The organism is Streptomyces sp. NPDC085944 (genome assembly GCF_040686295.1).
GTDB classification, from domain to species: Bacteria; Actinomycetota; Actinomycetes; order Streptomycetales; family Streptomycetaceae; genus Streptomyces; species Streptomyces salinarius.
The window spans coordinates 33,576-46,501 of the sequence record NZ_JBFBJX010000005.1; the positions used below are offsets into that span (position 1 = coordinate 33,576).

Below are 12,926 nucleotides of genomic sequence, written 5' to 3' on the forward strand. Positions count from 1 at the left end.
GCCGGACCCGCACCGCCGCACAACCGAGTCACCGCACCCGATCCACCGCAGTCCTGCCCACCCCGGACGCTGGGAGAGCGCCGCATGAGCCTGATCGATGCCCTGGACTCCGTCACCGCCCCGCCGGAGACCGCCTTCACCGCCGAGGAGATCCTGGCGCGGGCCCGCGCCGTCGCCCCCCGGCTGCGCGAGCGCGCCGAGGACGTGGAGAACAACCGCCAACTGCCGCCCGACGTCGTGGCCCTGCTGCGTGGCACCGGTGTGTTCCGCATGGCCCGGCCGAAGGCCTGGGGCGGACCCGAACTCGACGCCGTCCAGCAGACCGAGGTGATCGAGGCGCTCGCCCAGGGCGACGCCTCCGCCGCCTGGTGCGCGATGATCGGCATGGACACCCCGATCTACGCCGGTTTCCTCGGCGAGGACGTCGCCGGCCGGCTCCTCGCCGACCCCGACACCGTCACCGCCGGGGCGATCATGCCCATGGGCCGCGCCGAGCGGGTGCCCGGCGGCTACCGGGTCACCGGGCAGTGGCACTTCGGCAGCGGCATCACCCACAGCACCTGGGTGGTCGGCGGCGTCCTCGTCACCCGCGGCGGCGAACTGGAGCCGGGCCCGCCCGGAGCCCAGGGCAACTGGCGCGTGATCGTGGCCCCGGTCGAGGACTTCGAGATCCAGGACACCTGGTACACCACGGGCCTGGCCGGCTCCGGCAGCCGCGACTACCGCACGGAGAACCTCTTCGTGCCCGAGGAGTACACCTTCAGCTTCGCCGCACCCCGGGTCACCGGCGCCGCCGCGACCCCCGACGCGGTGCTGCGCAACATGCCCGGCGTGCCGCTCGGCACCGCCCGCGCCGCCATCGACCACGTGCGTCAGATGGCCACCACCCGCATCGACCGCACCACGGGCACGCCGTGGCCGGAGAACTACCGGGTGCAGACCGCCGTCGCGCAGGCCGAGATGGACCTGTCCGCCGCCCGCTACGCCGTCTACGGCAGCCTGCGCGAGCAGTGGGAGATCCTGGAGGCCGGCGACGTCCCCACCCGCGACGAGCAGGTGGCCACCGTCCTCGCCCGGGTCAACGCCTTCCGCACCGCCCGCTCGGTCGTCGCCTCCCTCTTCGACACGGTGGCGACCTCGGCCGTCTACCGCCCCTCGGTGCTGGACCGCGCCCTGCGCGACCTCAACACCATGTGCCAGCACGTCATCGCCCAGGACCAGGTCGTCCAGTCCGCCGGCGCCCACCTGCTGGGCGGGGCCCCGCACAACGCCTACAGCGTGGGCGTCGTCCTCTAGGGCCTGCCCCGCGACGCGCCCCCACCCCCGCACGCCACACCACACCGACAACGAGGACCAGCTCTCATGGCCACTTCCACCGAACCACCCCTCCTCAAGGACGACGTCGACTCCGGCCGGCCCGACTCCGCCGCACCCCGCTCCGGCTGGGGCGCGCGCCTGTGGGGCACCCTGATCGTGCTGTGCGGCGCCATGTTCCTCGACGCCCTGGACAACGCGATGGTCGGCATCGCCGTCCCGCCCATCCAGTCCGACCTGGGCATGTCCACCGCCTCCGTGCAGTGGGTCGTCAGCTCCTACGTCCTCGGCTTCGGCGGCTTCCTGCTGCTCGGCGGACGCATGGCCGACCTCCTCGGCCGCCGCAAGGTCCTGCTGGTCGCCGTCGCGGTGTTCGCCCTGGCCTCCCTGGCCGGCGGTCTCGCCACCGACGGGGCCCTGGTCATCGCGGCCCGCTTCGTGATGGGCGTGAGCGCGGCCTTCACCGCCCCGGCCGGACTCGCCATCATCATGTCCACGTTCCCGGAGGGACCGCAGCGCAACAAGGCGGTCAGCATCTACACCGCCTGCGGCGCGGCCGGCTTCTCCATGGGCCTGATCTTCGGCGGCCTGCTCACCGAGATCGGCTGGCGCTGGACCTTCCTGCTGCCCGTGCCGGTCGCCGTCGGCGTCTTCCTCGGCGCGCTCGCCCTGGTGCCCCGCGACCCCGCCCGCGGCACCGGCCGCCGCAAGTACGACGTGGCCGGCGCCGTCACCGTGACGCTGGCGATGCTGCTGCTGGTCTTCACCATCGTCCAGGCCCCCGAGGCGGGCTGGGGGAGCGCCGAGACGATCGCCGGATTCGCCGTGGCCGTCGCCCTGGCCGCGCTGTTCGTCGCGGTGGAGAAGCGCACGCCCGAACCGCTGATCCGCCTCGGCCTGCTCACCAACCGCACGCTGGTCGGCGCGTCACTGGCCGCCGCGGCCATCCTCGGCACCTACATGAGCTTCCAGTTCGTCGGCGCGCTGTACATGCAGTCGCTGCGGGACTGGTCGCCGCTGGAGATGGCGATGGCCTTCCTGCCGTGCGGGCTGCTCATCGCCACCGTCGCCCCGCGCGCCGGCAAGCTCGTCGGCCGCTTCGGCGCCGCCTGGATGATCTTCGCCGGGTTCGTCGCCTACACCGCCGCGTACGTGCTGTTCTGGCGGATCGGCGAGACCTCCGGCTACGCCGCCGTGATCCTGCCGACCATGCTGCTGATCGGTATCGCCTTCCCGTTCTCCTTCACCGGCTCCTACGTGCAGGCCACCACCGGGGTGGACGAGTCCGAGCAGGGCGCCGCCGCCGGTGTGCTCCAGACCGGCTACCAGGTGGGCGCGGCGGTGGTCCTCGCCATCGTGACCGCGACGATGGCGGGCGGCGAGCGGCCCTCCGCCGCGGAGCAGCTCGACGGCTTCCACAACGGGATGTACGTCATCACCGGCATCTCCGCGCTCACCATGGTGTTCGCGCTGGTCTCTGCGGTGCGCGGCGCCGCCCGCAAGCGCGCCGCACGGGCGCTCGCCGAGGAGACGGCGGGCGTCTGACCTCCGGCTCCCGAGCCGGCCGGCGGCGGAGCCCCGCCCGGGGTCCCGCCGCCGGCCGCGCCCGGTTCCCGGCCGCACCCGGCTCCCCGCCCGCACCCCCGCGCCCGCACCCCCGCACCCCCCGCCCACACACCCGCGCCCACACCGCCCCGCCGGTCCGCACACCGGTGCCGTCCGTCGTAACAGCCGAAGGAGGAGGTCCGTTGGGGCCCCTGGAGAGCACGCGCAGCCCCGGACCCGGCGGCGGCCCGGCGGCCGCCACGACCCCCGTCACTTCGCTGCTGACCGGTCCGCCCCTCACCGACCCGGGACCGGCGAGCCTGGCCGACGTGCTGCGCCGGGCCGTGGCACGCCGCACCGGCCCGGCCGTCTGCCACCTCGACGCCGAGGGCCGCGAGGCCTGGACCGGCTACGGCGAACTGTTCGCGGACGCCTCCCGCCTCCTCGGCGGCCTCCGCCGCGCCGGGGTGGTCCATGGGGACCGGGTGCTGCTGCACCTGGGCGACGAACGGGAGTTGCTCACCGCCTTCTGGGCCTGCGTGCTCGGCGGCCTCGTCCCCGCCCCGGTCGCCTCGCGCGAGGGACCGGACGGGCTGTCCGCCGCCTGGCACACCCTGCGCGGCCCGTGGATCGTCGCCGACGAGGCCACCGGCGCCGCGCTCGCGGACGGCCCTCGCGCCCACTGGCTGGGCGGCGCCGCCCACCTGTCCGACCCGGTCGGCGCGGACGTCACGCCGTCCCCCGGCCGTGGCGACGACCTCGCCGTACTGGTCCTGACCGCCGGCAGCACCGGCGCGCCCAAGGCGGTGATGCTCAGTCACCGCAACATCATCAGCCGCTCGGCGGGCACGGCCCTCGCCAACGGCGTCGACGACGCGTGCGTCACCTTCAACTGGATGCCGCTGGACCACGTCAGCGGGCTGGTCATGTTCCACGTGCGGGACGTGTACGCCGCCGCCACGCAGATCCACGCCCGCAAGGAATGGGTGCTCGCCGACCCGCTGCGCTGGCTCGACGTGATCGACCGCCACCGCGTCTCCGTCGCCTGGGCCGCCGACTCCTTCTTCGACCGGGTCGCCGCGCGGGTGGAGGACGGGACCGCGGCCGGCCGCAGGTGGGACCTGTCCGCCCTGGCCTACGTCATGAACGGCGGCGCCCCCGTCAAGGCGCGCACGGTGCGCCGCTTCGCCGCCGCCCTCGCCCCGTACGGACTGCGTGCGAGCGCGATGCGCCCCGGGTGGGGCATGTCGGAGACCGCCTCCGGCGTCGTCGACCGCCGGCTCGACGCGCGGCGCCTCGACCCGGGCGCGCGCTGGGTGCCGGTCGGCGTCCCGCACCCCGGCGTCTCGGTGCGGGTCGTCGACGAGGACGACCGGACGGTGCCGCCCGGCACCCTCGGCCGGCTCCAGGTCACCGGCCCCACCACGACCTGCGGATATTTCGGCGCCGAGGAGGAGACCCGGGCCGCGTTCACCGCCGACGGCTGGCTGCGCACCGGCGACATGGCCTTCGTCGCGGACGGGGCGCTCACCGTCACCGGCAGCGCCGACGACCTGGTCCGGCAGGGCGAGTCCTCCTGCCACGGCCACGAGATCGAACACCTCCTGGCCGGCTTCGACGGCCTGCTGCCCGGCTCTGCCGTCGCCTGTACGGCCGCCGACGGCACCCTCGCCGTGTTCTGCTCGCTCGCCCCGGACGCCTCCGCCGACCGGGCGGCACGGGAGGTACGGGCCGCGGTCGCCCGCCGGTTCGGCGTCGACGTCGCCCACGTCGTCCCGCTCGACCTCGCGGACATCCCCCGCACTCCCACCGGAAAGCCCCGGCGCGCCCGTCTGCGCGCCCTCATCCCCGCCCGGGACACCGGTCCCGCCGACACGCCCGACGAGGAGCCCTCACCATGCAGCTGACGGAACGCCATCAAGCCACGGACGCGGCCATCGCCGACGCCGTCCGGGAACTGACCGACCGCCACGAGATCGTCGACGTCCTCCACCGCTTCGCCCTCGGCCGGGATCTGAAGGACCCGGACCTCTTCCGCTCCGCCTTCACCCACGACGCCGAGTTCGACTTCCGGCCCGTCGGCGCCCGGATCGGACTGGAGTTCCCGGTGATGCACGGCGTCGACGTGATCACCCAGGTGGTCATGGACCCCGAGGCCGGCCTGGACACCTCGCACACCGTGACCAACTGCCGGGCGCGGATCACCGGGGACGAGGCCCTGCTGACCGCGCTGGTCGAGGCGCAGCACCTGCCCGGCGCCGACCACAGCCGGCACCTGCTGCTGAAGAACGTGTACGACGTCGCGCTGGTCCGCGACGGAGACCGCTGGCTGGCCCGGCGGATCACCGTCGACAACCTCTGGTTCACCGGTGACCCGCAGGTGATCCTCGGTCGATGACCGCACCCGGCCACCACCCCACCCGCCACCCCGGCGGCGCGCACCCCCGCCCCGCGGACCGCGCCTCCACCACGATCGCGTCCCTTGCCACGATCACGAAGGAGAGTCCCACGATGACGACCGAGACGCTCGCGCTGCGCCCGGAGGTCAGGGCGCTCGCGGACGGACCCCACTTCGCCGCGCTCACCACGCTCATGCCGGACGGCACCCCGCAGACCCAGGTCGTGTGGGTCTCGGCCGACGGCGACCATCTGCTGGTCAACAGCGAGGTGGAACGGCAGAAGGTGCGCAACCTGCGCCGCGACCCGCGGGCCACGCTCATGATCTGGCAGCGGGACAACCCCTACCGGTACGTGGAGGTGCGCGGCCGCGTCACCGGCGAGACCACCGGTCCCGCCGCCCGCGCCCACATCGACGAACTGTCCCTGAAGTACAACGGCCGCCCCTACCCGCCGCAGGACATCGGCTCGGCGCGGATCATGCTGAGGATCGCGCCGGGGCGGCAGTACGTGTGGGGCCACTGACCCGGACGGACGGGCCGGTGCCGAGACGGGCGCGGTACCAGTCGGCGCCTGCCGCGAAGTCCGCCGCGAAGCTCCCACCGGGTGCGATGCCGAGGAGCCGCCACAGCCGGGAGGTGTCGTACCAGTGGTCCATCGCCAGCAGCGACAGCCGTCGATGCCAGCCCGGGTCGCCCTGCGCGCCGTGCCAGCCGCGCGCCTGCTCGTACGTCACCTCCCCGGCCGGCAGCGGCAGGTCCAGGGCGCGGGCGGTGGCGGTGATCAGCTCGCGCGCGCGGACCGGCGCAGGCCGGCCGGCGTGCAGCACCGCGCCCCGGGGCACCGAGGTCCGCACGGCGAGAGCGGCCAGGACACGTGCCAGATCCTCCACGCCGATCACCGACATCAGCGCCCGTCCGCCGTCCACCCAGTGGGGCAGCACCGTGAGGAACTCCGCCAGCGCCGGGCCGACCCACACGTCGCCCGGCCCGTACACCAGGTGCGGACGCACCACCAGACCGCCCGCCGCCAGCACCCGCTGCTCCCCGGCGAGCCGGGAGACGCTCGTCGCCGAGGTCGGCCCCACCTCCAACTCGCCCTCCCCGGAACCCAAATGCCGGCCGTCCCGGTACACCGCAGTGGTGCCGAGCTGGACGATCCGCCGGACCCCGGCGTGCTTCGCCTCGGCGAGCAGCGCGCCGGTGCCGGCGTCGTTGACCGCCCCGCACGCCTCGGGGCCGCCGCCGACCTGCGAGGCCAGATGGAGGACCGTGTCGACGCCGTCGCACACCCCGCGCAAGGAGGCGGGGTCGGTCAGGCTGCCGGTCCGCACCTCCGCCCGGCCCGAGAGGGCGTCGGGCCACGAGCGGTGGGCGAGCAGCCGCAGCGCGGGCCGGTCTGCCCGCGGTCCGTCGGAGGCGAGGAACTCGGCGACACGGGCGCCGACGAAGCCCGTGCCACCAGTGATCAGAATGCGAGGTACTGCCATGTCGCTCGTCCCTTTCAGCCATGTGCGAGACAGTTCGAGTAATCAGGGGAGGGCGGCCGGACGCCGTGCTCACGCCGGGTGTGTCGCGCCGTTGCGCGGGCCGCTGGAACCCACCGGCCGGCGTGCGGGGGTGCCCCGCTCGCGGGACACGGGAGGGATCAGGCCAACTGTTTGCCCGAGCGACGGCCCGGGACCCCGCCCAAGTAGCTTGGGATCATGACGCACCAGGGCCTTCTCGCAGGTAAAACCGCCTTCATCAGTGGAGCGAGCAGTGGTATCGGAGCCGCCGCCGCACAGGTGTTCTGCCGTGAAGGTGCGGCCGTCATGCTGGTGGCCCGCCGCGAGGACCAACTGGCCGCCCTCACCCGCGAACTGCTGGACCAGGGCCACCAGGCCGACTACGCCGTCGCCGACGTCAGGCGTGCCGCCGAGGTGGCCGAGGCGGTCCGGCGGACCTTGGCCCGCTTCGGCGGGCTCGACGTCGCCTTCAACAACGCCGGGGTCGGAGCCGCCCAGGTCCCCCTGCACGTGATGGCCGACGAGCTGTACGACACGATCATGGACACCAACGTGCGGGGGGTGTGGAACTGCATGCGGCACCAGATCGCGGCAATGCTGCCCCGAGGCGGTGCCATCGTGAACACCAGCAGCACCGCCGGCCTGGTAGCCACTCCCGTGGCCGCCCCCTACATCGCCTCCAAACACGCCGTACTGGGGCTGACCAAGGCCGCCGCGGCCGAGTACGCCCCGCACGGCATCCGCATCAACGCCCTCGCGCCCGGTTCGACGCGCAGCGAGATGGTGGATGCCTGGCTCGAAGAGGACCCCGGGGCGGAGGAGTTGCTGCGGGCGGCGGCGCCACTGCCGCGGATCGCCGCTCCCCACGAGATCGCCGAGGCCGCGGCCTGGCTCGGCAGCGACCGGGCCTCCTTCGTCATCGGCGCCACGCTGCCGGTGGACGGCGGGTGGACGGTCCGGTGACCGGGCCGGGAAGAGGGGAGAGAGGGAAGCGGACGGGGAAGGGGGACATGCCCCTTCCGCCTGCCGGACGGGTCCGGGTGGGGGCGGGTACCAGTGCGGGCGGGGCCGGCGGTCGATGACGCGCGGGCTGCCCGGTCTCCCGAGGGAAACCCGGGGCGGGGCGGCGTGGGGGGAGCCCTGCTCGAAGAGCCTGCGACGAGGGCCTGCCGCGCTCCGCGGCTCCGGACGGTCCGGAGGGCGTGCCCTACTGTGCGGCGTTCCCGCCGAATCGCACCACGAAGGCGAGCTGGCCGTCCTGGTGGCCGGTGACGCTTACCGAGGCCGTGCCGTCGGCGTTCTCCGAGGCGTGCGCCGTGATCCGGCAGGGGCTGCCGAACTCGACGTACCTGCTGAAGCGCATCTCGGAGGAGGACGGGGTGAACCGCCCCTCGGGGGCGCTGAGATGGGCGGCCTGCTGCGCCGCCTCGACCAGGACCATCGCCGGGACGTGGTCGTTGACCCGGTCGAAGAAGAGTTCGTTGGCCGGGTCGGCGCGCAGCAGCCAGCCGCCCGGCTCCCCGGCCGGGGAGAGCGCGACGTCGCACGCCTGGGTGTGGTGGACGCCGCCCGGGTCCACCGGTGCGCCCGCCTCGACGCCCGCACCCGCCGCGCTGGTGGGCAGGTGCCCGCGTATTCGGGTGTAGGCGGCGGGTGAGGTGAGCTGGAAACGGATCGAGCCCGAACCCACGAGCCGGCCCCCCGACCGCAGCAGCATCTCCAGGTGTACATAGGACGGCACCGCCCCGCGCCTGCGCAGGCCGGCGACGTGCACGTCGAGGGTGAGGTCGTCGGCCGCGGCGCGGGTGAGCAGCCGCGTGTCGAGCCGGTGGCACAGGTCGTGCATGACGAAGTGGTGGCCGAGCGGCACCCCCAGCTCCGCGTGCGAGACCAGCAGCGTGCTCTGCCGGATCGTCTCCAGCACCAGCGAGGCCGTGCTCTGCCCCTCGGCGGTCACGAACAGCCGGTGCGTGCGCGGTCTGCGTGCGGAAACCGTGAAGTGCGTGTCGTCATGACGTGTCAATTGTGTGGGCAGTACGTCGCGCAGCCGGGCCCGGTGGACGAGTGTCTTCTCCACCGGAAGCGCCGGAGCGTTGAGCGGTCCCCCTGCTGTGATCTCCGGGAATGTGGCGCGGTGCGCCTCTTTGTGGACGTCCCGGATCGTCGAAGCCATAGCGCGCAAGGTCGTTGCCTCTTCTGTCGAAGGTGAAGGTGCAGGACGACGTGGGGTATGGCCGATCTCCCCCCGCGGTCGGTAAGATACAGGCGTGCGGGTTTGTTTTTCAATGAGATGACGCAAGCTCGCGAAGACAGACAAATGGAGCCGTTCCCTCCGAGCGGCCGGGTACAGAGGGGAGGCCGCGTGGCGCGACAGGAGCGTGCGGTCAGGACCAGGAAAGCGATCCTGGGCGCAGCCGGAGAGGTGTTCGCCGAACACGGATACGCGGGGACTACGATCTCTGACGTCTACACCCGGTGCGGGGTGACGAAGGGGGCCTTCTACTTTCACTTCTCCTCCAAGGTGGAACTGGCCCAGGCCGTGCTCGACGAGCAGGTCAGCGGCCAGATCGCCTACTTGGAGGTCCCGTTCACCGGGGATGCCGTCAAGTTCCAGGAGGTCGTGGACATCGGGCTGCTGGTGGGCCACCGGCTCACCTTCGACCGGATGCTCCAGGGCAGCATCCGGCTCGCCGTGGACCAGGGCCACGAGATCGACCGCCGGGTGCCCTACCGGGCGTGGATCGACGTGCACAGGAGCCTCCTCGCCGAGGCGGAGGCCCGGGGTGAACTGCTGCCCGGCGCCGACCTGGACGACGCGGCCGAGATGATCGTCGGGGCGTTCAGCGGTGTGCAGCTGATGGCCGAGGTGATGAGCGACCGCAAGGACCTGGAGGAACGGGTCGCGGTGCTCTACCGCGGCCTCGCCCGTGCCGTGGCCACCCCGGAGGTGGTCGCGCAGCTGGACATCACTCCCGACCGCGGCAAGCGGCTCATGGCGCGCGTCGTGGCGGAGGCCGACGACCGCGCGAGGGAGAGGGTGGGCGGGTGAACGGGTCCGCCGCGGGAATGGGGAGCCGGCGGCGGACGCCCGACGACGTTCAGCGGGTCGGTTCCAGACCCAGCGCGAGCAGTGCCGTCCGGGTGACCTCCGCGGCATCGAGGCCCCGGGTCGCGACCGTGACCCGGGCCACCTCGCGGTAGAGCGGCGCCCGCCGTTCGGACAGCAGCCGCAGCCGGCCCGCGGTGTCGCCGGTGAGCAGCGGCCGGCCCGTGACGCCGCCGCGGCGGCCGAGTATCTCGTCCACCCCGGCGTCGACGTGGACGACAGGGCCGCCGGTCAGCCAGGAGCGGGTGACCGGATCGAGGACGGCACCACCGCCCAGGGCCAGCACGCCGTCGTGCCCGTCCAGCGCGGCACGCACCGCGGCCCGTTCCAGTACCCGGAACCGGTCCTCACCCTCGTCGGCGAAAATCCGCGCCACGGTGCGCCCGGTGACGCGCTCGACGTCCTCGTCGGTGTCCCGGAAGGCGACGCCGAGACGGTCGGCCATCAGCCTTCCCACCGTCGACTTTCCCGCTCCGGGCAGGCCCACCAGCACCGCCGAGCAACGCACGCGCGGAGCGGTCGCGAAGGTGGGGCCGGGGGACCGGGCGAGGCCAAGAGCGGGGTCGGGCGCCTCGGCGGGGCCCAGGGCCGGGGGGAACCGGGCGTCGGTCAACGGAGCCTCCGGGGTGAGGGGCGGGGAGCGCGGCAGTCGAATCGTCGGCGCGCGGGGGCGCCCGCGGACGGGCGACCTGACACGCCGGCGCACTGGCATCACACTTCTCGATAGATGTTGATACCCGCATGCGGGTTTGTTTCGCTGAGATGGGTTTCCGCACCGGCTCACCGACCACGGAGAAGCCACATGATCAGAATTGAGCACATCCGTCGGCACGCGACCGCACGGCCCGACGCGACCGCCCTCGTGGACGGTCCGGTCCGGCTCTCCTGGACGGACTTCGCCGACGCAGTGGGACGGTGCGCGGCCGGCCTGACGGAGCAGCTGCCCGAGCAGCGCCCGGCCCGCCCGGTCCGCGCGGTGTTCCTGTCCGGGCCCCGCTGGGAACTGGCCGTGCTCCTGGCGGCCTGTGCGACGCTCGGCATCCCGTGCACGGGACTCGACCCCGCGCAGGACACGGACCGGCTCGCCCGCACGCTCGACCTGCTCGGCCCGTCGATCGCCATCGTCTCCGCGGAGCATGCGCCGGTGCTCGACGCGGCGCTGGGCACGGGCGCGCGCGAGCTGCTGCGTGTCCCGCTGGACCCGCCCGCCGAGAGCACGCGGCCCTCCGGAGCGGACACCGCGGGCGGGGCGGCCGGCCCGAACGGCCGGCCGGAGCCCGGCGCTCACGTGGACGCCCCCCGGGCCGCGGGCGCCACCGCATCCCCGGCGCCCGCGGACCACGCCGCGGGGCGGCCGGAGTTCGCCGGGCGCCCCGGCCCAGGGCCCGAGGAGCCGGTCCGGCCCTTCCACGACCTCCTGGCGAGCGACTCGCCGCGCCGCCTGCCCGAGCCCCTGCACCAGGAGTCCCTCGCCGTGGTGCCCGGCGGATCCCGGCCGCGCGTCACCGTGCGCGGCTCCGCCGCCGAGGGACGGGCGCTGATCGACCTGGTCGACGAGTTCGGCTTCGACGCCCACGACACCCACCTGGTGGCCGCCCCGCTGTGGCAGCCGCTCTCGCTGCAACTGGCGCGCACCCTCCTCACGGTGGGCGCCGCGCTGGTACTCGACGACACCGGCGACGCCGAGGTCCTGGCCGCGCTGATCGCCGCCGAACACGTCACCACCACCATGATCGAACCGGGCGCCCTCGGCCGGCTGCTGGTCCACCCGGACTCCGCGGCGCCGGGCCGCGCCGGCCGCCTGCGCTGCGTGATCACCCCGGGGCGGCACCTGGGCCGCTGGACGGTGGACGCCGCCTGGGCGCGACTGGGGCCGGTGCTGCACCTGGCCCTCACCTCGCCCGAGACCGGGCTCGCCGGCCTGCTCACCCCGGAGGAGTCCCAGGTCACGCGGGCGCGGACGGGGAGGGCGGTGCTGGGCACCACCGTCGTCGTCCTGGGCGACGAGGGCGAGGTGCTCCCGGCGGGCCGGCCCGGCCGCCTCGCGTTCGCGGGCCCGCACGTGATGGACGGCTACCTCGACGGCGAGGCGGAGTTCCGCACCCTCGGCACCGGCGCGGTCACCGGCGCGGGGTCCGCCGTCGGCGAGGACGCGGGGGAGCACCGCTTCCTCGTCACCGACGACCTCGGGGTCCTCGACGAGCACGGCCGGTTCACCCTGACCGGGCGGGCCTGCGGCGTCAGGGCGGCGGTGCGCGACCGCGCGGTCGACGCCGCGCTGTTCCGTCTGGAGTCCGACCTCCTCAACCTGCCCTGCCTGCGCGACACCGCCGTGGTCCGGGTGAGCCTGCCCACGCTCGGCGACGCCCTCGTCGTGCCGTTCATCGCCGTGGCCGTCGGCCGCGAGGCCACCGGGTACGCCGCCCTGCGCACGGCGTGCGCGCGCCGGGTGCCGTCCATCCCGGCGCACGTCATCGCGGTGGACCACATCCCCTACAGCCCGACCGGGCGGATCAGGACGGCCGAACTGCTGCGGGCCGTGGTCCCGATCCTCACCCTCAACCTCCAGTTGGAGCAGACCGTGCATCAGGAGATCTCCGCATGACCGTCACCGAGACCGGGGCCGGCGCCGCCGCCGAGGGCGGTGTCGAGGGCGGTGCCCGGGACGCCCGCTTCGCCCGCGACTTCTTCGTGCTCGAGGGTGAACTGCTGGAACTGGCCTGCGTGCGCGAGTGCGCGGTCGTCGCCACCGAACTGCCCGAGCTGGGTTCCTCGGTGGTCGTGGCGTTCGTGCCGCTCGCGCCCGAGCAGGAGGTCGCCGGGCGGCGGGCCGTGCTCGCCGCCTGTCTGCGCAACCTGCCCGCCCACTACGCGCACGCCGTGGCCGTGGACGAGGTGCCGCGCACTGCGGACGGGGCGGTGCGGGAGGGCCAACTCCTCGACCAGGTGCTGCCGCAGATCGCCCGGGATCTGATGTCGCCCATGGCGATGGCGGACTGAGGAAGCCGCCGCACCGACCGGTGAAAAATACACGCAAGCCGGTATGTTATAGGGGAC

The 12,926-nt window shown here is 74.1% G+C and carries 12 protein-coding genes; 9 read left to right on the forward strand and 3 right to left on the reverse strand.

Annotation, left to right across the window (positions count from 1 at the left end):
* Positions 1-84 precede the first annotated feature (84 nt).
* The 5 genes from AB0P07_RS10990 (at position 85) to AB0P07_RS11010 (ending at position 5,781) form a co-directional block, all read left to right on the forward strand.
* The gene (locus AB0P07_RS10990; RefSeq protein ID WP_365548247.1) at positions 85-1,296 is read left to right on the forward strand and encodes an acyl-CoA dehydrogenase family protein; all 1,212 of its coding nucleotides are present in this window, start codon (positions 85-87) and stop codon (positions 1,294-1,296) included.
* Positions 1,297-1,362: 66 nt separating this feature from the next.
* Positions 1,363-2,859 carry an MFS transporter gene (locus AB0P07_RS10995; protein ID WP_365548250.1) on the forward strand — a complete coding sequence of 499 codons (1,497 nt, stop codon included), beginning with the start codon at positions 1,363-1,365 and terminating at the stop codon, positions 2,857-2,859.
* A 203-nt stretch (positions 2,860-3,062) separates the two neighbouring features.
* On the forward strand, positions 3,063-4,766 hold the full coding sequence (locus AB0P07_RS11000) for an AMP-binding protein (RefSeq protein ID WP_365548253.1): 1,704 nt from the start codon (positions 3,063-3,065) through the stop codon (positions 4,764-4,766).
* Positions 4,757-5,257, forward strand: coding sequence for a nuclear transport factor 2 family protein (locus AB0P07_RS11005; protein ID WP_365548256.1), 501 nt, complete (start codon positions 4,757-4,759; stop codon positions 5,255-5,257). Before AB0P07_RS11000 ends, AB0P07_RS11005 begins: the two co-directional genes overlap by 10 nt.
* A complete protein-coding gene (locus tag AB0P07_RS11010; RefSeq protein ID WP_365548259.1) occupies positions 5,254-5,781 on the forward strand; it encodes a PPOX class F420-dependent oxidoreductase in 528 nt (175 codons plus the stop codon). Before AB0P07_RS11005 ends, AB0P07_RS11010 begins: the two co-directional genes overlap by 4 nt.
* On the opposite strand, the gene AB0P07_RS11015 is transcribed toward AB0P07_RS11010, so the two are convergent.
* A complete protein-coding gene (locus AB0P07_RS11015; protein ID WP_365548262.1) occupies positions 5,735-6,745 on the reverse strand; it encodes an NAD(P)-dependent oxidoreductase in 1,011 nt (336 codons plus the stop codon). The genes AB0P07_RS11010 and AB0P07_RS11015 overlap by 47 nt on opposite strands.
* 216 nt (positions 6,746-6,961) lie before the next feature.
* Between AB0P07_RS11015 and AB0P07_RS11020 the strand changes: the two genes are divergently transcribed.
* Positions 6,962-7,726 carry a glucose 1-dehydrogenase gene (locus tag AB0P07_RS11020; protein ID WP_365548264.1) on the forward strand — a complete coding sequence of 255 codons (765 nt, stop codon included), beginning with the start codon at positions 6,962-6,964 and terminating at the stop codon, positions 7,724-7,726.
* Between the two features lie 244 nt (positions 7,727-7,970).
* Here the strand turns inward: AB0P07_RS11020 and AB0P07_RS11025 are convergent, their stop codons facing one another.
* Positions 7,971-8,936 (reverse strand): ScbA/BarX family gamma-butyrolactone biosynthesis protein, encoded by a 966-nt coding sequence (locus AB0P07_RS11025; RefSeq protein ID WP_365548267.1) that lies wholly within the window; start codon positions 8,934-8,936, stop codon positions 7,971-7,973.
* A gap of 144 nt (positions 8,937-9,080) precedes the next feature.
* Here AB0P07_RS11025 and AB0P07_RS11030 point away from each other — a divergent pair, with 144 nt between their 5' ends.
* Entirely contained in the window at positions 9,081-9,812 is a 732-nt protein-coding gene (locus tag AB0P07_RS11030; protein ID WP_365548270.1) for a ScbR family autoregulator-binding transcription factor, read from the forward strand.
* Between the two features lie 49 nt (positions 9,813-9,861).
* On the opposite strand, the gene AB0P07_RS11035 is transcribed toward AB0P07_RS11030, so the two are convergent.
* Positions 9,862-10,482, reverse strand: coding sequence for a shikimate kinase (locus AB0P07_RS11035; protein ID WP_365548273.1), 621 nt, complete (start codon positions 10,480-10,482; stop codon positions 9,862-9,864).
* 189 nt (positions 10,483-10,671) lie between these two features.
* On the opposite strand from AB0P07_RS11035, the gene AB0P07_RS11040 reads away from it, so the two are divergent.
* Positions 10,672-12,474: a class I adenylate-forming enzyme family protein gene (locus tag AB0P07_RS11040; RefSeq protein ID WP_365548276.1), complete on the forward strand. Its 1,803-nt coding sequence runs from the start codon at positions 10,672-10,674 to the stop codon at positions 12,472-12,474.
* Positions 12,471-12,869 (forward strand): hypothetical protein, encoded by a 399-nt coding sequence (locus tag AB0P07_RS11045; protein ID WP_365548279.1) that lies wholly within the window; start codon positions 12,471-12,473, stop codon positions 12,867-12,869. The genes AB0P07_RS11040 and AB0P07_RS11045 overlap by 4 nt, the downstream gene beginning before the upstream one ends.
* The last annotated feature ends 57 nt before the right edge of the window (positions 12,870-12,926 follow it).